This window comes from Clostridium sp. AM25-23AC, from assembly GCF_003435125.1.
In the GTDB taxonomy this organism is placed as follows: domain Bacteria; phylum Bacillota; class Clostridia; order Lachnospirales; family Lachnospiraceae; genus Pilosibacter; species Pilosibacter fragilis.
Map to the genome: position 1 here is coordinate 93,985 of NZ_QWGI01000010.1, position 24,899 is coordinate 118,883.

General features: G+C 43.6%; 29 protein-coding genes and 1 pseudogene. All 30 read right to left on the bottom strand.

Translation table 11 applies throughout. The features are described from left to right. Window positions 1–85: 85 nt before the first annotated feature. Complete coding sequence (locus DW677_RS08045; RefSeq protein WP_117566861.1) at window positions 86–805, bottom strand: late competence development ComFB family protein; 720 nt, start codon at window positions 803–805, stop codon at window positions 86–88. A gap of 1 nt (window position 806) precedes the next feature. Further along, window positions 807–1,577, bottom strand: coding sequence for a ParA family protein (locus DW677_RS08050; protein WP_117514355.1), 771 nt, complete (start codon window positions 1,575–1,577; stop codon window positions 807–809). Window positions 1,578–1,637: 60 nt separating this feature from the next. After that, window positions 1,638–2,777 (bottom strand): hemerythrin domain-containing protein, encoded by a 1,140-nt coding sequence (locus DW677_RS19065; RefSeq protein ID WP_278286993.1) that lies wholly within the window; start codon window positions 2,775–2,777, stop codon window positions 1,638–1,640. Between the two features lie 14 nt (window positions 2,778–2,791). Next, window positions 2,792–3,730 (bottom strand): chemotaxis protein, encoded by a 939-nt coding sequence (locus tag DW677_RS08060; RefSeq protein WP_015553150.1) that lies wholly within the window; start codon window positions 3,728–3,730, stop codon window positions 2,792–2,794. Between the two features lie 70 nt (window positions 3,731–3,800). Next, entirely contained in the window at window positions 3,801–4,289 is a 489-nt protein-coding gene (locus DW677_RS08065; RefSeq protein WP_117566863.1) for a chemotaxis protein CheD, read from the bottom strand. Then, the gene (locus tag DW677_RS08070) at window positions 4,289–4,909 is read right to left on the bottom strand and encodes a chemotaxis protein CheC (protein ID WP_015553148.1); all 621 of its coding nucleotides are present in this window, start codon (window positions 4,907–4,909) and stop codon (window positions 4,289–4,291) included. The genes DW677_RS08065 and DW677_RS08070 overlap by 1 nt, the downstream gene beginning before the upstream one ends. Window positions 4,910–4,917: 8 nt before the next feature. Next, window positions 4,918–5,709, bottom strand: coding sequence for a flagellar hook-basal body complex protein (locus tag DW677_RS08075; RefSeq protein ID WP_015553147.1), 792 nt, complete (start codon window positions 5,707–5,709; stop codon window positions 4,918–4,920). Window positions 5,710–5,722: 13 nt separating this feature from the next. Beyond that, window positions 5,723–6,520 carry a flagellar hook-basal body protein gene (locus tag DW677_RS08080; protein ID WP_015553146.1) on the bottom strand — a complete coding sequence of 266 codons (798 nt, stop codon included), beginning with the start codon at window positions 6,518–6,520 and terminating at the stop codon, window positions 5,723–5,725. Continuing rightward, complete coding sequence (locus tag DW677_RS08085) at window positions 6,501–7,298, bottom strand: sigma-70 family RNA polymerase sigma factor (RefSeq protein ID WP_015553145.1); 798 nt, start codon at window positions 7,296–7,298, stop codon at window positions 6,501–6,503. The genes DW677_RS08080 and DW677_RS08085 overlap by 20 nt, the downstream gene beginning before the upstream one ends. A 49-nt stretch (window positions 7,299–7,347) precedes the next feature. Continuing rightward, complete coding sequence (gene flhA / locus DW677_RS08090; protein ID WP_015553144.1) at window positions 7,348–9,471, bottom strand: flagellar biosynthesis protein FlhA; 2,124 nt, start codon at window positions 9,469–9,471, stop codon at window positions 7,348–7,350. 21 nt (window positions 9,472–9,492) lie between these two features. Then, on the bottom strand, window positions 9,493–10,566 hold the full coding sequence (gene flhB, locus DW677_RS08095) for a flagellar biosynthesis protein FlhB (protein ID WP_015553143.1): 1,074 nt from the start codon (window positions 10,564–10,566) through the stop codon (window positions 9,493–9,495). Window positions 10,567–10,583: 17 nt separating this feature from the next. After that, entirely contained in the window at window positions 10,584–11,342 is a 759-nt protein-coding gene (locus tag DW677_RS08100) for a flagellar biosynthetic protein FliR (RefSeq protein ID WP_015553142.1), read from the bottom strand. 9 nt (window positions 11,343–11,351) lie between these two features. Then, window positions 11,352–11,615, bottom strand: a complete 264-nt coding sequence (locus tag DW677_RS08105) for a flagellar biosynthetic protein FliQ (protein ID WP_015553141.1) — start codon at window positions 11,613–11,615, stop codon at window positions 11,352–11,354. 15 nt (window positions 11,616–11,630) lie between these two features. After that, on the bottom strand, window positions 11,631–12,287 hold the full coding sequence (gene fliP, locus DW677_RS08110; protein WP_015553140.1) for a flagellar type III secretion system pore protein FliP: 657 nt from the start codon (window positions 12,285–12,287) through the stop codon (window positions 11,631–11,633). Next, window positions 12,280–12,546 carry a flagellar biosynthetic protein FliO gene (gene fliO / locus DW677_RS08115; protein WP_015553139.1) on the bottom strand — a complete coding sequence of 89 codons (267 nt, stop codon included), beginning with the start codon at window positions 12,544–12,546 and terminating at the stop codon, window positions 12,280–12,282. Before fliO ends, fliP begins: the two co-directional genes overlap by 8 nt. A 1-nt stretch (window position 12,547) precedes the next feature. Then, window positions 12,548–13,849, bottom strand: a complete 1,302-nt coding sequence (gene fliN, locus DW677_RS08120) for a flagellar motor switch protein FliN (protein ID WP_117566865.1) — start codon at window positions 13,847–13,849, stop codon at window positions 12,548–12,550. 20 nt (window positions 13,850–13,869) lie between these two features. Then, window positions 13,870–14,319 carry a flagellar basal body rod protein FlgC gene (gene flgC, locus DW677_RS08125; RefSeq protein WP_015553137.1) on the bottom strand — a complete coding sequence of 150 codons (450 nt, stop codon included), beginning with the start codon at window positions 14,317–14,319 and terminating at the stop codon, window positions 13,870–13,872. A gap of 20 nt (window positions 14,320–14,339) precedes the next feature. Next, entirely contained in the window at window positions 14,340–14,702 is a 363-nt protein-coding gene (locus tag DW677_RS08130; protein WP_015553136.1) for a response regulator, read from the bottom strand. 56 nt (window positions 14,703–14,758) lie between these two features. Continuing rightward, entirely contained in the window at window positions 14,759–15,850 is a 1,092-nt protein-coding gene (locus tag DW677_RS08135) for a FliM/FliN family flagellar motor switch protein (protein WP_117514373.1), read from the bottom strand. Window positions 15,851–15,865: 15 nt separating this feature from the next. Continuing rightward, the gene (locus tag DW677_RS08140; RefSeq protein WP_117566866.1) at window positions 15,866–16,849 is read right to left on the bottom strand and encodes a flagellar motor protein MotB; all 984 of its coding nucleotides are present in this window, start codon (window positions 16,847–16,849) and stop codon (window positions 15,866–15,868) included. Continuing rightward, entirely contained in the window at window positions 16,846–17,664 is an 819-nt protein-coding gene (locus DW677_RS08145) for a MotA/TolQ/ExbB proton channel family protein (RefSeq protein ID WP_117483993.1), read from the bottom strand. The genes DW677_RS08140 and DW677_RS08145 overlap by 4 nt, the downstream gene beginning before the upstream one ends. A 12-nt stretch (window positions 17,665–17,676) precedes the next feature. Beyond that, on the bottom strand, window positions 17,677–17,880 hold the full coding sequence (locus DW677_RS08150) for a flagellar FlbD family protein (RefSeq protein ID WP_117483994.1): 204 nt from the start codon (window positions 17,878–17,880) through the stop codon (window positions 17,677–17,679). Between the two features lie 5 nt (window positions 17,881–17,885). Beyond that, entirely contained in the window at window positions 17,886–18,806 is a 921-nt protein-coding gene (locus DW677_RS08155) for a flagellar hook-basal body complex protein (protein WP_117566868.1), read from the bottom strand. 16 nt (window positions 18,807–18,822) lie between these two features. Beyond that, complete coding sequence (locus DW677_RS08160; RefSeq protein ID WP_117551793.1) at window positions 18,823–19,392, bottom strand: flagellar hook capping FlgD N-terminal domain-containing protein; 570 nt, start codon at window positions 19,390–19,392, stop codon at window positions 18,823–18,825. Between the two features lie 18 nt (window positions 19,393–19,410). Then, window positions 19,411–20,610 (bottom strand): flagellar hook-length control protein FliK, encoded by a 1,200-nt coding sequence (locus DW677_RS08165; RefSeq protein ID WP_117566870.1) that lies wholly within the window; start codon window positions 20,608–20,610, stop codon window positions 19,411–19,413. Between the two features lies 1 nt (window position 20,611). Beyond that, entirely contained in the window at window positions 20,612–21,070 is a 459-nt protein-coding gene (locus DW677_RS08170; protein ID WP_178274605.1) for a flagellar FliJ family protein, read from the bottom strand. 24 nt (window positions 21,071–21,094) lie between these two features. Then, window positions 21,095–22,396: a FliI/YscN family ATPase gene (locus DW677_RS08175; protein ID WP_015553129.1), complete on the bottom strand. Its 1,302-nt coding sequence runs from the start codon at window positions 22,394–22,396 to the stop codon at window positions 21,095–21,097. Window positions 22,397–22,435: 39 nt separating this feature from the next. Then, window positions 22,436–23,263 carry a FliH/SctL family protein gene (locus DW677_RS08180; RefSeq protein ID WP_117551796.1) on the bottom strand — a complete coding sequence of 276 codons (828 nt, stop codon included), beginning with the start codon at window positions 23,261–23,263 and terminating at the stop codon, window positions 22,436–22,438. Further along, a complete protein-coding gene (fliG, locus tag DW677_RS08185) occupies window positions 23,241–24,299 on the bottom strand; it encodes a flagellar motor switch protein FliG (RefSeq protein ID WP_015553128.1) in 1,059 nt (352 codons plus the stop codon). Before fliG ends, DW677_RS08180 begins: the two co-directional genes overlap by 23 nt. Then, window positions 24,277–24,899: pseudogene (locus DW677_RS18300) on the bottom strand (hypothetical protein); the annotation flags it as partial. The pseudogene DW677_RS18300 and the gene fliG, both read right to left, overlap by 23 nt.

The following is a 24,899-nucleotide window of genomic DNA, read 5'->3' on the forward strand; positions in this document are numbered from 1 at the left end:
GAGTACATAAAATGCGCCGCTTCTGTATACTTTATCCCTGTGATTCTATAGATTCTATATAAATATTTCGGCGCAGCATGAAAATTTATAAGATATGGCGTGGATGTTCTTTTACTTCCATACAGGCTCTCATGGACTGACTTAAAACAGCCACACGGAATTTATTGCGGTAAAAGGTTAACAGCATCGGGACTGTCGTATTATCCGCTACAATATATTTGGGCGGCAGCCTGGTAAGCATCAGCGCCTTCACATCTGCCTGACAGCGGCTGCAGGTACAGGTATCATTACTTTTCAGTGCGTCAAGGATCAGTTCCGGAGTAAGGATCTCCTCCATGATATTTACGACCCGGTAACTTGGACCATCTTCCTGCTTCTGCTCTTCCTGTTGTTCCAGTTCTTTCTGTACAGGTGTCCCTGCGTTTGTTTTGGGCTGCTCTGTCTGTTCTTCTGTCTGTTCTTCTGTCTGTTCTTCCGGCTGTTCTTCCGACTGTTCTTCCGGCTGTTCTTCCGACTGTTCTTCCTGCTCCCCGGGCTGTTCTGCCTGCTCTTCTGTCTGTTCTTTTTCCAGCTCCTGGATCAGATTCTTCTGGATCTCTTCTGCCAGCTTTCCTTCTTCTCTTGGATCAACTACAGTCACATTAGCGGAAGGCACTCTTACCGGTTCTTCAGCAGCTGATCCTTCCTGCTGTGTTTCACCGGAAGCTGAAGAAGGCGGCTGTGTTTCGCCAGAAGACGCAACTGGCGGCTGTGAACCTGTGATAAGGTTCAGCACATGTGAGGTTTTATTTGTTTTTTTTGCCATATTATTTCTCCCTGAAACCTATGATCTTTTCTACCTCATCTAAAAACTTTCCATAATCCTTTACAGCTGATGCTCTCGGACTGTACTCAAAAATACTTTCTCCATGGGCCGGTGCTTCTGCAATCGCCACTCCGGACCTTATTTTTGTGTCAAATACCCGGGTTTCCAGCTGCCCGGCCAGCTGCCCGGCCATTTCCAATACATCCCTGCAAAGACATGTTCTTGGATTAAAGCGGTTTAGCAGGATACCCATGATCTTAAGGCCGGGATTGATCTGTATGCGGACAGATTCTACTGTTTCCTTTAACTGTGACAGACCAACCAGACTGAGGATATCCGATGCCATTGGTATAATAAGATAATCAGAAACTGCATATGCGTTAACTGTGAGAAGATTTAAGGCAGGGGGTGTATCGATCACAATATAGTCATAAAAATCCATTACCGGCTTTAAAACATTTTTTAAAATAGATTCTTTTTCTTCTCCCGGATTATACTCCAGACCACTGCTGCTTAAGGTAATATCAGAAGGAAGGATATCGATCCCTTCTGTGCGGCTGATCGCCTTTTGTATGGATATATCTCCTTTTAATACATCCAGTATAGTAGATCCTCCTTCGGTATCCAGACCAAGGCAGAATCCAAGATTTCCCTGGGGATCCAGGTCTATACACAGAACCTTTTTACCTGCCATCGAAAATCCTGCAGCCAACGCTGCTGATGTTGTGGTCTTTCCCACACCGCCTTTTTGATTTGAAACCGTAATGACCATTTATGTATCTCCTTTTATCCTCTCTTCTGCATACAATATTTTCTGAAAGCTCTCCCTGTATTATTCTCCAAGGCGTTCCATAGATTCCTCTACCTGTTTTACCAGTTCCTGGATCTCCTGATATACAGCGGCTGACTCATTTGCCATACGGCCGATCTCATCTGCTACAACACCAAAGCCTACACCTGCTTTTCCGGCACGGCCTGCTTCAATGGCTGCATTCAGGGAAAGCATTTTTTCCATCGTAGCCGTCTGCTCCAGTCCCTTTGCCTTATACTTGATCTGTCCTACTGCATCCCGTACTTTCTTTTCCTCTTTTGCAAATGCTTCTACGCTGTCCGCATTGCTCTTCCGGTAATAAAGGGCATTAGCCCACAGATTCAGCATCTCAGCTAAAAGCTGTCCACCGGCACTTACTACTTCCTGGCTTGGGGCTGAATCATCCGGGTAATCTCCAAGGACGATACCGCCGATCACTGTACCTGCACGGAATCCTCCTACTGTAAGATCCTGGGTAAACTCTCGCAGCTCATTATGTTTTCCATTGGTATACCTGCTGTAAAAGCTGGTAAAGGAGTTTCCTCTCGTAATGTATTTTCCTTTCATATCCACTACTGCTGCTGTCATGCCTGTGACCGTTAAAAACAGATCCTGGATCCGCTGAAGTTCTTTTATATCCAGGATCTGACGGATATCCAGATTTTCTGTACTTTCATCTTTTGTAACGGTATCCATATAGGAAGTTTTCCCTGATACAGCTGATCCTGTTGCCACTTTAGAAGCTGTAACTTCATTTTTGGCTCCATTCTGGATCCACTGGGCCAGCTTGCGGTCTGTTTCCCGGATATGCTTAACCAGCACGCTTACCATATAGTTGATCTCGCCCAGGGAATTGATCGTCGGACCTTCCTGCTCCAGTTTTATAATGGCATCCCCCAGTTTCTGTTTATACAATTCATGAAATTTATGATGTTCTGTATATTCCGGATATTTTGACTGCTTCTGGAGATCCTCCTCATCTGAAAAGTGTTTCGTTACATATTCAACAAGAAATTCTCCCAGACTTGAGAGATTTTCTCTTCCCTTTCCTTTTGAGCATGCATCCAGAAGGGTATTGACTTCGTCAAAAATCTTCCTGTGCTCACTGTCGATCAGTTCATTTCCTGTTACAAGATCCTGTGTTAATACATATTTTTCCATCCTTAGAGTCCTCCTTACTGCTGACTGTACTGTTTTTTAAAACGGGCAAGCAGTTCATCCATTACTGTGATCAGATGCCCGATCTCCGGCTTGGAAAGCTGTTCGTCTGCACCTAATTCTTTCCCCTTCTGCCTCATCTGCTCATTGATCAGGGAAGAGAAGATGATAACCGGGATCTTCTTTAAATGTTCGTCATCCTTGATCAGCTTTGTAAGCCTGTGGCCATCCATTTCCGGCATTTCGATATCTGTAATGACCAGATTGACCTTATCATACAGATCAGAATCATTATGTATTTGTGAAAGGTAATCCCATGCCTCCTGGCCATTGGAAAAATTCTTTACATTGGTAAATCCGGCCCTTTCCAGGGAATCATCGATCATTTTACTTAAAAGAATGGAATCTTCCGCGATCACAATAGGACTGTTGCAGATAGGGCGGTCTCCCATCTTATCTACATCTGTCACCTGTATAGTTGTTTCCGGTGCGATCTCTGCCACGATCTTTTCAAAATCCAGGATGATCACCAGCTCTTTTCCGCACTGGGCAATACCGGTAGCAACACTGTCATCTCCATTTGCAATGGTCTTATCTGGCTTCTGTATATCTTTCCATGAAATCCTGCTGATACCTTCGATACTGTCTACCCGGAAAGCGACCGTCATTTTATTAAAATTTGTTACGATAAACAGATCTCTTGGCCCATTTTCCCGGTCATCTCCTGTAAGATATTTTGCCAGGTTGATCACTGTGATCAGCTCATCCCTTGGTTTAAAGATGCCTTCTACTGCCGGGTTTGCATGAGGCATCGGTTTTACCTTTTCACTCATGATGATCTCCTGGACTTTTGCCACATTAATGCCATAAAATTCACCCAGAACTGTGAATTTCATTACTTCAATCTCGTTTGTTCCTGATTCTAAAAGAATCCCTTCTTTTTCATTTTTGACCATGATCTTCTCTCCTTTTTTCTGTAAACAGGCATGTCACAGATGGTGACACCACCATAAATGAAAGCCCTGGCTATAGATGGCGTTCCGGTCGTCCCACTGTACGCACGATCACATCGCCTGTTGCAAGATCTAAAAGCATGGTACGGGCATAATTTCCTCCTGTATCCTCTGCTGCGATACAGATTCCTTCCTGGGCCATGACTTTTTTTACACTTTCTGCATTTCTCTGCCCGATATTTCCAAAGCTGCTGTTTCCGCTGATCTCAAACATCTTGGCTCCCCCTGCGATCTTAACTACCATCCGGCTTTTTACCATACCGAATATTTTCAGCTTTCTGAGGGTTTCCCTGATGCCGCTGTCTGCAAATTTAAATGGATTGGAATCCTTTCCTTCAAACTGTGCCGGAAGCATGATGTGCAGAAGTGCTCCCAGACGGGTAACCGGATCATAAAAGGTTATCCCGATACAGGAACCCAAAGCATAGGTTATGATCCTTCCTTCCCCTCGTGAAAACTTCATATCACCGATTCCTACTTTTAATTCTGTGGCTCCGATCATTATGAAACTCCCAACCTCTCTAAAATATCGTTTAGAGAACGAATGTCCGGCAGCATGAGCAGCCAGTCAGAAAGTGCTTTTCCGCCGATCACAAAATCTGCATTGCAATACATCAGTTTATCTGTTTCATATCCATACTCAGCAATAGGTACCATTAAGATCCCACCCAGCATGTTGATGGTAGCACTTGGAACAGACAGTTCCACCTCTACATTTACAAGTTGTGAAAAAGCATTTATATAAGAACAGATAATGATGTTTCCTACTTCTACCAGTGCTGATCTGGCCATTTCGTCCATATCCAGAAAGGACTTATAACGGCTTCCAAGCAGTTTTTCCAATACCTCATTTGCAAAATCCAGGTCGAAAAGGAACAGCATCAACCCCTCAATATCACCTGACATTTTTACAAGGGCTGCTGCAACAAGCTCCTCCGCATCACCGATCCGGTTCATGGCATCATTGTATCCAAGGATATTCACAGATGGGATCGAGATCCGGACTTCTTTCTGCAGAAGCTTGGAAAGAGCAGTTGCTGCATGACTAGTACCGATACTGCCGATCTCCCGCATTACATCCAGAGCCTGCAGGTCCATATCTTCATATCGCTTTATTTCCATTTTTTACCTTATCCTCTCAGTGAATTGATCGTTCCTTCTATATCATCTGATGTAGTGATCATTTTTACAGCATAAGAAAAGGCTCTCTGACATTCGATCACATGGACCATTTCTTTTGCCATATCGGTGCCTGAATTCTCCAGTGCCCCTTTTTGCAGGACCGCATCTGATTTTAAAGAAGCTTCCATTCCATCCTGTGCTTTATATTCATTATCTCCTACGCTTAAGAGACGGCTGGGGTTTGAAAATGTGTATACACTTACCTTAGGAAGGTCAGTATCATCCTCTGTGCTGTCTGTATCATCTGTATCGTAGTCATCGTCTTCTGACTCTGATTCCTCCTGCAGCTTTTCTACATCTGTTACTTCCAGCTTAAGAGGCTGCCGGTTCTGGTCCAGCACCAGCTTTCCATCTTCTGTTGTAAGATAAAATCCATCTTCACGTTCTCCCCTGTGAAAATGACCGTTTCTTGTATAGGTGATCTCACCTGATGCAGGATCCTGTATCATAAAAAATGCATTAGGCTCCATAATTGCATAATCATATTCTTTTCCGGTCTGAGTAGCACCGGCTGTACTAAAATCCGTCCAAGTACGCTCCACTCTGGCTCCTGAACCTGTCTGCAGCTCTGTCTGGGCATTTTCAGAATCATTAAGATTATAGTGGATCAGTTCAGAAAAAGCCGCTGTTTTAGGTTTAAAGCCTGTATTGTTGATATTGGCCAGGTTATTGGATACAACTGACAGTTTTTTTGTAAACTGTCCGGCTCCTGCTGCTCCTGTATAAAATGACATATTCATTTCTTTATCCTCCTTACAGCTTACCGACATCTGACACAGACTTACTCATGATCTGATCATACATTTTCAGTGACTGGGCTGCGCTTTGAAGCGCTCTCTGGGATGACATCATAGCTGTCATCTGCTCCACCATGTCTACATTGGATTTTTCCAGCATTTTCCATTGAACAGTTGTATCTGCAGGCGTTGTTTCTGCCTGTGCAGTAGAGAAAAGTCCATTATCCTCTGCATGAAGCTGCCCCTGATCTGGAAAATCCACTACTTTCAAAGTTCCATAATCCTCTATGGTAACTTCCTGGCTGCCGCTTTCTTCACCATCAGACTGATTTGTAATAGCAGCAGTAATGTGTCCTTTGGAATCAACTGTAAAGTTCTCATTTTTGATCTGGACAGGCTGTCCTTCTTTGTTTAAGACTCTTCCTGCCTGGTTTAAAACCAGATATCCATCTTTATCTACTGAAAATGAACCATTCCTTGTATACCGGATGCCCTGTGATGTCTGGATGCAGAAAAAGCCATTTCCATTTAAGGCAAAGTCATAGATCCCATCTGTCTGTTCCAGACCGCCCTGGTCATAATTGGTATAAACCTGCTTTGCTGTCTTTATTTTTGAAACAGTTGCCAGCTGGGTTGGATTTTCTTTGCTATACTGTCCTGTACGATAAAGCATTTCTTCTTTGAAAGTACTGCTTACCATTGTTTCGTTTTTATATCCAGGAGTCTGGATATTCACCATATTATTGCTGATGGTATTTAAGTTTCTGCTCTGGGTCAGCATGCCTGACGCCAGATTATAAAATCCCTGATACATCTGACTTTATCCCCTTTCCATTTTTTGTTTCTATAAAATGGCGCAGCTTACGCAAGGCGATCGTGTGGATCTGGGATGCTCTGGGCTGGCTGACACCTATGACCCGGCCCACCTGTTCCATTTTCAACCCTTCCATATAATGCAGTGCCAGTGTTTTTTGCTCTTTTTCATTTAGCTGGGCTATGCCTTCTGCCAGCACCCGCATATCCTCTTCCCACAAGCATGCCTCCTCAGGCTGTACCTGGGTATCGTTGTTTGTGATCTGGAGTCCATTGGATGTATTCTGGTTTTCCAATAAAAAATCAAGAGACTGGATATTTCTCCTGTTTTTCATGGAAATGATCCTCTGGCAGCGTTTTTTTTCTATTCCAAGATGCTTTGCCAGTTCATCAACTGTTGGTGTTCTTCCTAATTCACGCTTCATGTCCTCGCATGCAGATTCTATAATCCCCAACTGCTTGTAAAATCCCCGGGGCATCCACTCCTGTTTTCTTACATAATCCAGCATTGCTCCTCTTACCCGCGTTGTAATGTAAGTGGAAAACTTAATGTTTTTATCCGGATCATACATATCGATCCCTTTTATGATCGCCACCACACCTTCATTCACTGCATCTTCCATCTGCATGGTGGTAGAATAAAGATCATATAGTTTCGTTGCCGTGGTTCTGGCTATGTACAGATACTGCATTGTGATCTCTTTCTTTATTTCCGGATCTTTCGTTTTTTTATAAAGCGCAAATAACTCCTTCTCTGCCTTTTCCTGCTTATCTTCCATAACTTTACTCACTCCTGTTATCTGCTGTTTATATCATTTGACCGTACACTTATGATCCTTTTTTCATTGTACTTATATTTCCAATTGACTGGATCTGCACATTATTTGCGATCTCATTAAATGAAAGCACCCTGATATTAGGATAAAAGGGTTCTACCAGATGGTAAAAATGGATCCTCATAACCTGTGAAGTCAGGATCACCGGATTCTGTGATAAACCACTGAACTTTTTTATCTGCTCTGCCAGCTGCCGGATCACATGCTGGAGCATTTCCGGGTTTAATGCCAGATATAAGCCATTTTCCCCTTTTGACAAGGATGCGACCATTTCCCGTTCCAGCTGGGCATCCAGTGTGATGACCTTCATGCATCCATCTGTACAGTACATGCGGGTAATGGTACGTTTAAGAGCTGTCCTGATCTTTTCTACTGTCTGGTCCAGCTCTCTTGGAGGAAGACCTGTTTCTGAGGCTGTCTGCATCAGATTCTCTACAATGGTCTCCAGGTCGCGGATCGGGATTCCTTCTTTTAGAAGGTTTGTAAGAACTCTCTGGAAATAACTGTAGCTGATCATCTGTGGTATTGCCTCTTCCACCAGTTCAGGAGCTGTTTTTTTCAAATTTTCCGTAAGCCTTACCACTTCCTGTCTTGTAAGCAGTTCGTATGAATGCTGCCGGATGACTTCTGAAAGATGCATGAGCAATACAGACAGAGGATCAATGACCGTATAACCATATAATTCAGCCCGATCTCTGTTTTCAGGCTTGATCCACCTGCTGGGTATACCGTATGCCGGTTCAATGGCCTCAATACCTTCGATTTCTTCTTCCACCTCCTCTGGTTCCAGAGCAAGGAAATAATCAATCAGGATCTCTCCTCCTGCAACTTCTTCTCCTTTTATGCGGATACTATACTGACTTGGTCCCAGGGAAGAACTGTCCCGGAGCCGGATGGATGGGATCACAAACCCCATATCCTGGGCATATTGGCGGCGGAATATAACGATCCTGCTGATCAGCCTTCCGCCTACTGACTCATCTGCCAGAGGGATCAGACTATAACCAAACTCGATCTCCACTGGCTCCAGTGTAAGAAGGCTGTATACATTATTTACATCTTTAAAATATTCTTCCTCACTTACTTCCTCTTTTGCAGCAGCTGCCTGAGCCTGTGGGGAATCTTGAAGCTGGGTAGAAGGAGCCATTGCCATTTGTGACAATGCCTGTGGCTCTTTTTTTATCTTTCCGGAAAGATAAAATCCGCTTCCCATAAGACATGCAGCCACAACCAGAGTCCTTACTGCCGGCATTCCAGGTATCACAGCCATAACCGCCACTGCTGCACCACTAACGATCATAGCATGAGGCTGGGCCAGAAACTGCTTTGATACATCTTCATTTAAGCTGCCTTCTGAAACAGCTCTTGTAACGATCATTCCTGTTGCAGTAGAAATAAGAAGAGCCGGTATCTGGGATACCAGACCATCACCTACTGTCGCAATGGAATAGGTACTCAGCACGGCTGAGATGCTGCTGCCGGACTGTACAATACCGATGATGCTGCCGCCGATCAGATTGATGGCAGTTGTGATAAGTGACATAACTGCATCGCCCTTTACGATCTTAGTCGCACCATCCATTGCGCCATAAAAATCTGCTTCTCTCTGAACCTTGGCACGCCGTTCCCTTGCCTGTGTTTCATTGATCAGGCCAGAACTAAGGTCTGCATCAATAGCCATCTGTTTTCCCGGCATGGCATCCAGATTAAATCTGGCTGCCACCTCTGCCACTCGTTCTGCACCTTTTGTGATAACAATAAACTGCATCAACACGATGATCAGGAAGATGATCAGACCTACTACTACGTTTCCTCTTAAAACGAAATCACCAAAGGCAGCAATGACACGGCCTGATGAACCTCCCTGAGAAAGGATATTTCTCGTGGTTGAAACATTGATACCCAGACGGAACAGCGTGGTAATAAGCAAAAGAGAGGGGAATATGGAGAATTCCAATGGCTCCCGAATGGTCATGGTTATTACCAGGATCATCATGGAAAGGGACATATTCAATATGATCGCCACATCCACCAGTCCCGCCGGAAGGGGAATGATCAAAAGCAATATGATCGTGATCACAAACATAACCACTGAGTAACTCAATAACCGTTTCATTCGTCCATTAATCTCCAACTATTATTTTTTATCTTTATTTTTCCCGTTATCCTGTTTATACAGATATACCAGGATTTCTGCTACTGCCGTATAAAATTCTGAGGGGATCGGCCTGTCCAGTTCACAGGAATTGTACATAGCCCGTGCAAGTGGTTTATTTTCAATGGTATAAACATTGTTTTCTTCCCCCACCTTTACGATTCTTAACGCCAGTTCATCTAATCCCTTGGCAAGTACTACCGGAGCATTGTCATGATCAGGATCATATTTTAAAGCAATGGCCACATGGGTAGGATTTCGTATGATCACATCTGCCTGGGGAACCTTCTGCATCATCCTGCTGGATGCCATCTGACGCTGCAGGCTTTTGATCCTGTTTTTAATCTCAGGATTACCTTCTGTCTGTTTATACTCATCTTTTACTTCCTGCTTTGTCATACGAAGCTCTTTTTCGTATTCCCAGCGCTGATACAGATAATCGCCAAAGGCAATGACCATAAAGGCAATACATACACGTATCAGCAGATCAAAGATCATTTTCATCATATAAGCCGCAGATGCTGCAGGATTCATATCGATCATTGATGCCATGGGCTGCAGATCCTGCTTCAGTATGTTGTAAAGCAATACCAGCAGCAGTGTTATCTTGATGGAGTTTTTCACCAACTCTACTGCATTTTTCATGGAAAACAGACGTTTTATACCTGAAAGAGGATTAAGCCTGTTCCATTTTGGCCGGATGGATTTAAAGGATACATTAAAACGTGTTTGTACTCCATGCGCCACAATTCCAAGTAAAAGGGCTAAAAGCAACAGAGGAAGCGCACATTTTAAAAACACAGACAGTGTAACAAAAACAAGGCTGGCTGAAAGCATATCTTCTGAGGACCGGGCTGCTCCATCTATGACCCAGGTCATATAATTTTTCATCTGTCCATATATAAAAGGAAGCCATATGCGGATCCCGAAAAATATGCCAGCCAAGATCACTACGGTAGCTACATCCCTGCTTTGGAAGATATTTCCTTCTTTTCTGGCATCCCGCCGCTTTTTGGCGGTAGGCTGTTCGGTTTTCTCCTGGCCACTCTGTCCCATCTTCTATGACACTCCTTTCAGACTGGTTTCATATTGCTTAAAAGCTTCCACATCATCTGATACATATATGTAAAGATGGTATCTATATAATCTGCCATTGGCGAAAACAGTAGCAGCATCATCAAAAGCCCCATTATGATCTTTACCTGGAAATTTACCGTAAAAACATTGATCTGGGGAATGATACGCATCAGAATCCCCATTGCCAGTTCTGATACAAGCTCAATTGCTATCATTGGAAATGCAAACTGCATACCAGTAAGGATCCCCTGGCAGAATCCAGCTGTGATCACATGGACCAGCATGGGATTAAATGTCACTTTTCCAAAAGGGATCAGCTGTACCGACTGGTAAAACAATTCTAACAGCCGCAAATGACTGTTGCTGGCAAAAAAGATCAGTACCATAAATGCATAATAAATACCGGAACTGACCGTTGACTGGGTTCCATACTGGGGATCATAAACCTGAGCCATGCTAAGTCCCATTGAATAATCCATAATGGAAGAAGCAAACCGGATCGTAAGGAATGCCAGTTCCATTGCAAAGGCTAACACTGCCCCAAGAAAAAGCTCTCCCGCAAGCATCAGGATGTATTCTGCCATTGATCCCGGATATGCCATCTGGGTCTGGTCTGCAGACAGATACAGGAGCAGTGACAGGGCAAAAATAAAATATGCCCTTATTTTTACAGGAAAATTACTTTTTCCAAAAAGGGGATTGAATCCGATGGCTCCGCTCATACGCATCACTGCCATTGAAAATGTGATAAACATAGATCTTCTTTACCCCTTTGCGATCAATTCCACTATGTATTGAAAAAATTCCTGAAGCATGACCAGCATAGAACTTCCTAAAAAACCTAAAAGCACCATAATAGCCAGCAGCTTGGGGACAAATGTCATTGTCTGTTCATTGATCTGTGTGGCTGCCTGAAAAACAGCAATGACCACACCTACGATCATACTGATCAACAGAAATGGCAGCGACAGCTTCATTGCCAGCTGGAATGCTTCATACATGATATCCAGGATCTGCACTTCTGTCATATTCCCACCTCTTTCCTACCGGAAGCTTTGTACCAGACTGGAAAATAAAAGTTCCCAGCCATTTACTGTAATAAATAAAAGTAACTTAAAGGGAAGAGAGACCATAGTTGGCGGAAGCATTACCATACCCATGGACATAAGGGTGGTAGACACCACTATATCTATAAGCAGAAATGGAAGATAAATCAGAAATCCTGCAAGAAACCCTTTTTTTAATTCGCTGGTCATAAAAGCTGGTACAACAACAGTAAGAGGATATTCTTTCACATCTTTCTTAACTTCCTGTTTTGACATCTGTACAAAATGATCCAGCGTATCCTTCTCTGTATTGCGAAGCATGAATTGCTTCAGTGGATCTGCCATGCGGCTTACTGCCTCCTGCTGTGTGATCTCCCCATTTTTATAGGGCTCGTAGGCAACCGTATTGATCTGACCTATAACCGGACTCATAATATACAGCGACAAAAAAAGTGCCATGCCTGTTAATACCATATTAGGCGGTGTCTGCTGGACTCCCATTGCATTTCTCGTAAAAGAAAGTATGATTATAATACGCATAAAGGAACTCATCATAACCACAATGGAAGGAAGCAATGCTGCAAAGGTAAGCAGCATGATAATATCCAGCGCAGGAACATTTCCTCCATTTAAGCCTGTAATCAGCTCATTCATTCGTTTTCTCCTCCTTAAACCGTTCCAGAACCTGGATCCCCGTCTGACTAGTCCCAAGCAGATATTGGTTTTCATCCAGTTTAAGAAGAATAATGTACTGATCATTTCCTACTTTTAGTTGTTCCAGTATCCGCATCTTTCCCCCCTTATTTCCATAAGGGGCGTTTTTCCCCAGGTACCGGCTTGCCTGCCATGCCAAAAACAAAATGACTACAAAAGCAAGCAGCATACCTGTTGTAGAAACAATATCTGTTATCATATTAAGGGCTCTCCGGATTGATATCCCTGGTTACAATATCGGTAATACGGATACCAAAATTATCCTCTACTACTACAATATCTCCCCTGGCAACACACTGTCCATTTACATACAGGTCTGCCTGTTCTCCTGCCATTTTGTCCAGGACTACAAGAGATCCCTGGGTAAACTCCAGAATATCCTTTACCAATTTCTTAGTGCGTCCTATTTCCACTGATATCTCCAACGGCACCTTCATGAGCATTTCCTGGTTGGCGCTTTCTTCTCCATTTTCACTTCCAGAAGATTCAAGACCAGGCGCATTGGCCGGCCGGATCAGGGCAGGTTCCCTGGATTCCTTTTTCCCTTCCTGTTCCCGTTTTTCCATATCCTGCATCAGCTGCATCATCTGCACCTGTGACTGCTGCATCTGATTCAAAAGCTGTAAAATAGCCGGATTCATATCTGCAGAAATACCAGCTGGAATCTGGGAATATACCGGCTGCGATGTAGGTGCTGGCTGCGGTGTAGATGCTGGCTGCGGGGCCGGTGCTGGCTGCGGGGCCGGTGCTGGCTGTGGGGCCGGTTCTGGCTGCGGTGTAGGTGCTGGTTCTGGATCAGGCTGCGTTTTTTCTTTCTCTGCTGCCTCTTCTATTACCTTCTCTGCAGTTTCTTCTACTGCCTTTGATCCTGACTCCTTATCTTCTGTCTGAACCTCTGCTGCTTCTTCCAGGGATATCTCAAATGGTTCCAAAAGCCTTTTGGCAAGCTTTTCCGGCATAATATTTAAAAACTCACTTTTCAGCTTTCCTTCGATCTCAAGGGTAAAGGAAATGACCACCATAGGAATTTCTTCCGGAAAATACTTGTTTTTAAAGCTTTCTGCGTCTGTGATCTCAAAAGAAACTGGTGTGGATATATTAACTGTAAATTTCAAAAATTCTGAAAGTGCCGTTGCTGAAGCACCCATCATCTGGTTCATTACCTCACAAATAGCACTTCTGTTGATCTCATCCAGTTCAAATTTATCATCTGGTACCTCTTCGCCCAGAAGGGTTCCTACTATGATGCGCACGTCATTTCTGCTGAACATCATAATATTGCTTCCTTCCAGTCCCTCTACATAAGCGATCTCTACTCCTACTGCCGGTTCCAGCTTTTTAAACTCAAACTGATCCCTTGTAAGGATCTTTACCTTTGGAGTCGTAATGTGAACGGTAGATCCTAAAAGGGTAGACATTGCTGTCGCTGATGCTCCGAGGCTGATATTCATCATCTCCCCAAGAGCATCTATTTCCATCTCATTAAAGCTGAGTGCACCCATTCTTATTTTCCTCCTGTTTTCTACTTACCGATTTCCAGTGCTTTCTGAGCCATCAGCTTAATTGCGTTTAACGCTGTTACATTTGCTTCATAAGACCGGGTCGCTGACATGCTGTCTACCGTTTCCTTCAGCACATCCACATTTGGCATAGTCACATAGCCGTCTGCATCCGCATCCGGATGATCCGGATTGTAAACTTTCTTAGCTTCTCTGTCATCTTCCACAATGCCAGAAACTCTTACTCCTGCATGACGGCTGGTTATTCCTTTTCCCCGTGCTGCATTTTCCATTGCCTGGGCAAAAGACGTATCTGAATAGCTTTCAAGAAGTACATTTTTCCTTCGGTATGGACCACCTGACTCTGTCCGCGTTGTGTCCATATTTGCTATGTTTTCTGCCGCAATATCCATCCTGACACGCTGTGCGCTCATTCCAGAAGCGCTTATATCGAATGAACCTAAAAATGCCATAACAGTTCCCTCCTTATGGATCATTTTCCTAAAATGTCATTTACAGTTTTTACAATTCTCTGTGCATCAAAAGGCTTCACCACAAAATCACGGGCACCTGATTTGATCGCATCTACAACCATGCTTTCCTGTCCCATTGCTGTACACATAACAACTTTGGCATTTGGATCACCTTCACGAATTTTTTTCAAAGCCTGAAGCCCGTCCATATTTGGCATGGTGATATCCATAATTACCATGTCCGGTTTTTCCTCACTGTATTTTTTTACTGCTTCTGCCCCATCCTGTGCCTCGATAAAATCGTTATATCCACTTGAACTGAGAGCTTTCTTGATCATCATCCTCATAAAAGCAGCATCGTCTACCAGCATTATCTTAGCCATTTCTTATTCCTCTTCTTCCTTCATTCTTATTTATACTCCCGTATTCCGGAGCGTATTTATCCTTGTTCTTTTACAGATCCGTCACTGTTATCAGGATCTTCTTCCTTCTGCGGCATTATATCCGTTTTCTTTTCTTCTATTTGTGACGTAATGCATTTTTCAATCTTCACAGCCACATTTTTCTTATAACATCCCATTTGTCCTGTAAACCAAGGCTGACGTCCTACAAAAAGTCTGACCGGACTGTCTTTTGGCTTTCCAAGATCGATCACATCTCCTACCTGGATCTGATAAAGTCCTTTCAGATCCAGCTGTACCGTGCCAAGCTGTCCTGTAATAGGCAGTTTGGAGTAACGGATATTATCCATGATCTTCTCTTTATTATCCTGATAAGAAAATCCTCTTGCCAGGTGCTTGCGGTTGTCAATACTGTGAAAGATCACCGTAAGAAGATTGCCCGGAAGGCAGATCTTTACTTTTTCCTGTGCCTGTCCAGATATGTCCACATTTAAAATGATAATGGCTACTGTTTCATCCAGACCTACATCCTGGACCATGGTTGGATTTTCTTCTACATGTTCTACGGAAAAAACAATGCTCACATAATTCGAAAATCCATCCTTTAAGGTACCTGTCATATATTCTACAATCCGCTTGTACAAAGCACGTTCCACGTCGGAATACCGGTAATCATCCTCTACTGCTACAACATCTTCGCCCCCCAGCATATGGTTGATCAGTGTAATCACCATACCCGGAGTTACAAACAGCATCAGTGGAACACTCATTTTTTCTTCTCCTGCTATTGATGCGTCTATCATTGTCATGCAGTCGTTTTCGTGAAGGGCATTTACGTATTCGTAATACCTTCTTTCCTGTACATCCAGCACCGTTATGTCCGTCATCACGCGGAAAATACCGTTGATCTGGGAAGTAAGAATACGTGCATAATTCTCAAATACACTCCTGAGGATCTTCATTTTTTCTTTTGTGAATTTCCTCGGGCTGAAAAAGTCGTATTTAATATAGTTCTTTTCTTCTGGTGACAGAGGCTGTACAGATTCTGTTTTCTTTTCCTGTGCTGGTGCATCCGCACTCATGGATTTTAAAAGTGCATCTATCTGGCTTTGTGATAAAACATCTGCCATTCTTCCTGACCTCTCTTATTCACTGGTATTTTGCATTTTCTCCACAGACCCTGCATCTTCTGCACCTGCATCTTCTGCACCTGCATCTTCTGCACCTGCATCTGCTGCACCGGTATCTACCGGTGCCTCTGTATCTGCCGGTACGGTTTCACCACCCTGGGAAGAGCTTTGTGACTCTCCTACTGTTACTACTGTAGTATTCGCATATTCACCGCTCTTAAACTCTTTATAATACTCATTCAGGTCTCTTTCTTTTGCCCCATTATCTAAAAGCAAAAATTCAATCCTGCGGTTTTTTATCCTTCCTTCTTCTGTGGAATTATCTGCTATAGGGCGATATTCACCATAACTTATATCCACCAGCTTCTCCGGCTTTATTACATTCTGCTGCTGAAGATAAATACATACTTCTGCAGATCTCATCGCCGAAAGGATACGGTCTTTTCGTATAATCTGTGGATTGATCTGTGAATTATCTGTTACTTTCGCAGTGTGGGACATGATATTAACCTGTTCAATCCCACCTGCTGCAGGAGCTATGGCTTTTGCAAATGTATAGAGGACTGCCTGTCCTTCCCGTGTAAGCACGGAGCTGTCTGCACCGAAAAACACATTATTTGCAAAAGAAACATAAGTATAATCATCTCCCCTGATGACCGTAGCCTCCTTTACACCCGCCTGATTCAGGCTTTCAGCGATCGTAAGATACAGCTCATTTACATCTTCTGCCTGAAGAGCTTCCTGGGCAATCTCCTGGCCGATCTCCTGGCCTTTGCTATCCACCTCTGGGGTATCTGACATCTGGGAATTAATGGTAATATTTTCTGATCCCTGGTTCTGTATGCTTGGGATGCTTTTCACAAAAATAGTCCATTTCTGTGCGTCCAGGTTAGACATGGAATACAGCATGATAAAAAATGTAAGCAGCAATGTTACCATGTCTCCATAAGTATCCATCCAGTTGCCGCCGCTGTCTGTGGGGCGATTTTTCTTACTCATTTATCTTCCTGTTCCTTCCCCTGAAAATCTCCAGCTTCTGCTTTTGCAAGGATCTTCCGCTGCTGTGACTGTTTAATCGATGCAAGAAGATGTTCCCTCAGGTATTTTGGATTTTCTCCTGCCTGTATGGCAATGATCCCTTCAATGATAGTAGAACAATACAGTTCTTCCTCATCCTGACGGATCCTCAGTTTCTTTGCGATCGGATTAAAAATAACATTTGCAAGAATACAGCCGTAAAAGGTTGTGATCAATGCTACTGACATGTCACTGCCGATAGTAGATGAACCGCCTGCATCCATATTCATTCCCTTCAGCATGTTGATCAAACCGATCAGGGTACCTATCATACCAAAGGACGGTGCATAAGATGCAGCTTTTTCATAAAGACCTGCCGCCTGGTCGTGACGGATCATCATATTATCCAGTTCTCTTTCCAGAACCAGCCTTACTTTGTCCGGATCGTTTGCATCTACGATCATCAGGACACTCTGCTTAAAGAAAGTATCCTTGATCTCCGCCGCTTTATCCTCCAACGCCAGAAGGCCGCTCTGCCTTGCTATGGTTCCCAGATCTACAAGCTGTTCGATCAATTTGGGGATATTATAGCGGTTTCCCCTTATAAGTACTGCAAAATGCTTTGGGATATCCTTTAATATCCCTAATGGATAGCTGGACAAAGTTGCTGACAGAGCCCCACCAATTACAATGACCATACTGGGGATATCAATAAAGTTACCAATCTTGGCAAAACCGATTCCGTTTACAATTAAAGCAAAACCCAGGATTATACCTAGTAATGTTGTAGGATCCACCTGCTTTTCCTCCTAAATCTGCATCTCTTTTTTTATGCTGACACACCTTTGAAAGAACCCGGTCACCTGATCTTTGATGCTTTCTACACTGTCTTTTACCAGATAGTAATCTCCATTCATCATACGGATCTTTGTTTCCGGAATCTGTTCGATCAATTCAACCTGAAGCCAGTTCAGATATAAAATCTCTCCGTTAAGTCGTTCTACACAGATCATATTCCTTACCGCTTCATGTTGATCAGATCAGACAGGATCTCATCACTGACTGTGATGATCTTTGAATTGGCCTGAAAGCCTCTCTGTGTTGTGATCATATCAGAAAATTCCTTTGCAAGATCCACATTGGAAGCCTCCAGATATCCGGTCATTAAAGAAGAGGTGCTTCCTCCTGGGATCGTAGCGGAAGCATTACCACTGTTATCGCTTTCTGCTGCCCCATAGTAAAAAGAACCCTTTTTGCTTAAGCCCTCCGGATTCTGGAAGGTGGCAATGGCAACCTTACCGATGCTGACGGTTTTTCCATCCTTATCCGGATCCGTTGACTTTACTGTACCTGAAATCTCTCCCAGACTGTTGATCTTTACATTTGTCAGCTGCAGCGGAGCATCACCAAAATCATTGCCTGTTACATCACTAGGAACCTTGATGGCTACAAGATCTCCATCAAATCTCGTTGGCTTATCTACCTCATCCGGACGGAAACCATAAACAAAATTTCCGTTGGCATCTGTAAGATATCCGTTTCCGTCAATATTGAACTGACCAACTCTGGTATAATCAAAGTCCGTTTTCTTCATATCCGCTACTGTAACCGTTTCTGTGCTCTTTGGGAATGTAATAAAGAAGCCTTCTCCGTCTACACTTGCATTAAGACCACCTACATAGGTTGGTGTAGAGGCACTCATATCCGTACTGATGGAACCCATCATGGAACCATATCCATACTGGGCTGCATTTACACCACCGGCATTCTCGCTTCCCTTTGTGGAGGTGGTGGAAGTCTGGTACATCGCCTCTTTAAAGCTGTAGCTCTGGGACTTAAAACCAAATGTATTTACGTTTGCAATATTGTTGCCGATGACGTCCAGTTTGTTCTGATGCGCCCGAAGACCTGATACTGCTGAATCCATTGCTCTTAACATATTCTTTTGCTCCTTTTTACATTTCTTCTGTTTCTGTATCTTCAGATCCTGTGTCTTTCAGATCTGCATTTGCTAACTGTTCTGTGATCTTATCTGTTTTTTCAGATCCTCTGTCAGGATCTTTTTCACCTGCTTTCTCTGGAAGCTTTCCTACTCCCAGGACACTGGACATCTTATAGCTGGTATCATCACCTTCCAGACGTACCACCGGATCTCCCTGGGTAAAATCAACAGAAATTACCTTCCCATATTTCACGCCATTTGCTGCCCCGGTATCAGGATCCGTAACCGCCACTGTTATCTCCTGACCGATCAGGCTGCCTGCATATGTCTGAGTTGTAACAGCAGCTGATGTATTTAATGACTCTGTCATGGCAGTAAGTGACTGGACCATTGCCATATTTGTCATCTGGGACATCATTTCGCTGTTATCCATAGGGCTTGTCATATCCTGATTGGAAAGCTGTGCTGCTAACAGCTTGATAAAGCTGTTTACATCCATCGTGTTCTTGCTGTTGGATCCGGCACTGTAAACACCTGCCTGATACGGGTTTGCAGTGCTGCTGACTGTTATTTGATCTGCCATATCACTTTAATCCTCCTTCTAGGCCAGTCCCAGCCTTAGCTGTTGGGCAAAGCTGTCATCCTGCTTCTGGCGCTGCTCTTTTTGATCCTGCCTGCCGTTTCTGCCATGACCGGGATCCTGATCCATGTTTTGCCTGTTTTCAGTCTGTTCCGGTGTGTAAATAACGGTAGGGGTTCCTGTTTTTTCTTCCAGGATCTGTGCCAGATGCCCTGCTTCTTTGCTTAATATCTCCAGTGTTTTTGCACTGGTTGAAAAAATAGTGACCTCTGTTTTTCCTTTTTCATACTCCAGCCGGATAGTCAGCTTTCCAAGCCTTTCCGGCTCCAGGGAAAGCTCCAGCTTTCCTTTTTTTTCACTGATCTTTGTATCCAGGTAGTTTCCCAGATCCTCTGTCAATGTATCCTGGGCTGTTGGCAGCCGGTCTGCCGGTCCTGTATCAACAGCAGCTGGTTTTGCTGCTGTGCCAGCTGAACTTTCAACAGTTCCTGTATAACCGGGCGATGCCAGGGCTGTCATTTCCTTTCCGGAAATATGTTCCTTCTGGTCTGGTATTTCTTCTTCCCGGTTCATTTTGGCAGTTTGCTTTGACTGCCCGGCTTCTCCGGTCCGTCCTGCAGCTTCTGTCTGTGCCGGTCTGTTCTGGAGCTTTAAGTCATCTGCATGGACAGCTGTTTCTGTGTGGGGGGCTTCGGTCTTCTGTATGGTACTGACAGCTGCCGACTGGTCCTCCATTCCTGTTTCCACCGTTGTCTGTACAGCCAGATCTTGTATTCCATTTATTTCATTGTTGTAAGCAGCAGGCGTTTTACTATTTTCTGCTGTTATCTGTACAAAGGTCCTGTAACAGGCTTCAGAAACATAGGCAGCTGCCAGTTCCTGCTCCTGCTCTTTTTCTCCATCCTGGCTGTTCTTTCCGTCCTGTATGTCCGTTACTTTTATTTCTGCTTTTATTTCATCTGTTTTTACGTTTTCTCCGGACTGCCTGCCATTAACCTGTTTTTCATTTCCCCTGTTTTTGGTTTCTTCTGGCTGTGTTTCTTTATTTTTTGTTTCCCATGTTTCTGCTTTTTTTGTTTCGTCATTCTGGGCTGCTTTTTTCTGGTATTTTGTCAGCATCGATGCAAAATCTGACCCATTCTCCACTTTTTCTTCTGGGTTCGTACCTGACTTCACAGAATATCCTGTTTTTATCTGACCGGTATTTTCAATCCTGCTCAACCTAGATTACCTCCCTGTTTTGAGAATATCTGGCTGTTCTTGAAGCAAATTCTTCTATAAACAGCTCCTGTGCCTTTTTAGCAGCTTTTTCATACTCACTCTGCCGCCTGTCCTTTAACTTTTCATAACGGGACGTATCTATCTTTGCAGCGATCACCTGTACTTTTTTCTTTTCTTCTTGCTGCTGTAAAAGCTTTAACTGTTCCTGTTTTTTCCGGATCTGATTTTCCATTTCACTGATATACATACCATAAAGACAAATATCTTTTATCTGTACATCCTGTTTTTTCAAATCATCCATCTTATTCTGGGCAGATACCAGCTTGTTCTCCAGTTCCTGTATCTCTGCTTCTTTTTTCCGGATCTGTGCCAGAAGTGTACCATGTTCTGCCTTAATGCTGTCCAGAATCTGTTCCTTATAATGAAGTACATTTTCAAGACTGTATTTAAATCTCTTCATCTTAAGTATCATCTCCTATAACTGCTAACCCACGATTTTTTCCATTCTCCTTATGCTTTCCTCATAAGGGATATTTTCATTTGTTTCCTGTTCCAGAAATTTATTCATATCACCTATGCGGTCAACTGCTTCATCCAGAGCACTGTTTGCACCTTTTTTGTAAGCGCCAATGGAGATCAGGTCTGCATTTTTCTGATAAAGACTTAACATGTTCCTGAACCTTGAAGCTGCTTTCCTGTGTTCTTCCCCGGCTATATCATTCATAAGACGTGAAATACTCGCACTGATATCAATAGCCGGAAAATGGTTTGCATTAGCCAGCTGCCTGCTTAAAACAATATGACCATCCAAAATACCTCTGACTGTATCAGCCACCGGCTCATTGGTATCGTCTCCCTCCACCAGTACCGTATAAATCCCGGTAATGGAACCTTTTGCAAAATTCCCGCTTCTTTCCAGAAGCCTTGGAAATTCTGCATAAATAGAAGGTGTATAACCTCTGGCTATAGGCGGTTCTCCAATAGCAAGACCGATCTCCCTCTGTGCCATGGCATATCTGGTAAGAGAATCCATCATCAGCAGCACATCTGCTCCCTGATCCCTGAAATATTCAGCGATCGTTGTTGCAACCAAGGGACATTTCATACGCAGCATTGCCGGCTGGTCTGATGTGGCTACAATAAGGACAGAACGTTTCATGCCCTCTTCTCCCAGATCCTTTTTAACAAATTCCAGAACCTCCCTGCCTCGCTCTCCTACCAGGGCGATCACATTGATATCTGTTTTTACATTCCGGGCGATCATTCCCATCAATGTACTTTTTCCAACACCGGAGCCTGCAAAAATCCCCATTCTCTGACCTTTTCCAATGGTATTTAAACCATCAATGGCCTTAATCCCAAATTCCAGATGTTCCCTGATAGGAGGACGGTTAAGAGGGTTGATATAGGCACTGTCTACTGTATAAAGCTTCCCTGGGGGAAACTCTCCTTTTTCGTCAATGGGATGCCCCAGCGCGTTGATGATACGGCCTTTCAGGAAGTCTCCCACCGGTATCTGCAAACGGCATCCGGTATTGCGGACAAAACTTCCCGCTGTGATCCCGCTGATATTTTCATAGGTCATCAGCTGTATTTTGCCATTTTTGAATCCTACCACTTCCGCAGGAACCTGACAGTTCTCAGCTTCATTGTAGATCATAACAATATCACCAATACCGGATCTGCCTCCGGAAGCTTCCATTGACATTCCCACTACATTTTCAATTTTTCCAATGCGGTCTGCTGTTTCTGCCTGCTGTATTAACTTCAGGAGATTTTCATACATGGTTTTCACCTCTGTGTACTTTATGTATCCATAAAATCTTTATGTATTGGCGTTGTCTACAAGTCTGTGTATATTTTCAAGCTGGGTATCTACACTCATATCTATAATCCCGTCCGGCATTTCGATGATACAGCTTCCGCATTTTCCGTCCTCCATTACTATAAATTTGACGTTGTCAGAGAGCCGTGACAGTTTCTCTGCCAGATGTCCATCTGCCTGAACCATGGTCTCATAGTCTTCTTTTTCCATATAGATCTTGACCCAGTCCATTTTCTGCAGTTTTTCTGTTTCAGCTTCTATCATCCTGCTTATAACAGAACCGCTGGATCTCAGGCTGATATGGATCACTTTTTCAGCCACTGCCACAGCAATATCTTTTAATTCTTCCAGATATTCTCTGAGGCATTTTTCTTTTTCTTTGTTGATCTCTATTAAGGCTTTTTCCAGGCTTTCTTTAAAAAACCGCTGATTTTCACGATGTTTCGCCTCATTTTCCTCTTCTGCCCTAATCAGTCCCTCTTCATAGCCTTTTTGTCTGCCTTCTTCAAATCCTTTCATCTGGGCTTCCTCAGAGATCTGTTCTGCCTTTTCGTTTGCTTCCTGTTCAATGGCTGCCGCTTCTTTCCGGGCTTCTTCTAATATTTTTTCTTTTTCCCTAAGCACCAGCTCTATTTGTTCCTGACTGCATTCCAGACCATTGCATGTATCATTGCCCGCATTTAAAGAAGCTTCCGTTTCTTTTTTATTCTGCTTTTCTGTTTCTGGTTTCTGTGCATCCGGTGCCGTAAATACCTGTAAGGGAAGCTTCCGGACTCTGGCTTTATTTTCAAAGCCTGTATCCTGATCAGACAACAATGTTATCGTCATCTCCTCCCTTATTGATTATTACTTCTCCTGCATCTTCCAGTTTACGGATCAGATTAACAATACGCTGCTGTGCCTCTTCCACTTCCTTAAGCCTTACATTGGTAGTGATCTCCAGGTCTCCCTTGACTGTTTCTGCCATACGCTTGGACATATTTGCAAAGAATACGTTCTTCATATCCTCTGATGCAGTCTTTAATGCATATACAATATCCTTGGAATCGCAATCCCTGATAAAACGCTGTACAGATCTTGGATCCATATCGATGATATTCTCGAACATGAACATCTTGTCCCTGATGCTTTTTGACAGTTCCGGATTATCTTTATCCATTTCATCAAAGATCTGTTTCTCGTTTCCTCGGTCAACATGGTTCATCACATCTGCCACATAATCAATACCGCCCAGGTTCATATTATCCTCACTGGTAATGATCGTAGCGAATTTCCTCTTCATTTCCTCTTCCACAATAGCTATTGCCTCAGGAGATACACGGCTCATATTTGCCATGCCTTCCAGTACCGGTATCCTTTTTTCATTTGGAAGCTGTTCCAGTATCTGGGCCGCCTGCTGAGGATCCATATAAGCCATGATCAGAGCGATCACCTGGGGCCGCTCATGCTGGAGCAGGGCAAGAAGGGATTTGGGATCTCCCTTTGTAAAAAAGTTAAATGGCTTGGACTGGAGAGTCTTGGATACTTTTTCCAGAAGATTTCTGGCTGTGGTTTCTCCAAAAGCTTTTTCCAGTACACTTCTGGCATAATCCAGACCTCCATCTGTCATCATCTTGTGGGTAAGGCACATTTTATAAAACTCATCTAATGCATTCTCCACCTGGGCATTATTTGTTTTTCCAAGCTTTGCTACCTCATAAGTCAGGTCTTCGATTTCCTGTTCACTGAGATATTTATAAATCTGGGAAGCGCGGTCTGCTCCTAAAGACACAACTACCACTGCTGCTTTCGCCCGCGCATCCATTTTATCCAGTTCGGACCCCCCGGTAATATCTGTTATCTTACTTCCCTCTATTTCTGCCATCGTTTCCTCCACCAGTAAGCAGCCAATTCTGGATCAGTTTTGCTGCGATCTGCGGATTTTCATCCACAAAGGAACCGATCTCCTGTTTTAATTTCAGACTGTGCTGCATTTTCAGATTTAAAATTTCTTCATTTTTCTTAAGTTCATCGTCCTGTCCCTGAAGCGCCGACTGTTCCTCTTCAGTTAACAAGGATATATTCCCATCATTTTTAGTTTTACTGTCGGCGGCAATGGCATTTTGAGGATTTTCAGTAATCGCATCTCCATCCGGTATCTGTTCCAACAGTGCCTGTCTTTCTTCTTCTGACGCTTTCAAATGCTGCCTGCTGAGTATCAGCAAAGCAATCAGCAATACAAGAAGCAGCCCACCTGCCCCTATGGCGATCAAAAGAGGCAATGGAAGCTTTGCTTTCTGTGCCGGTGCTGTTACCGGCACTGCATCTGTGTTTTTACTGGCTGCTGAAAGGGCTCTTATAACCGTGATCTTTGAAGGAGCGTCCTCCTGGGTAATACCTGCTGAATTAGCTACAAGACTGACCAGATCTGCGTCTGCAATAGAGAGAGTATGAGAAAATCTCTGTAAATAAGATTCTTCTATGA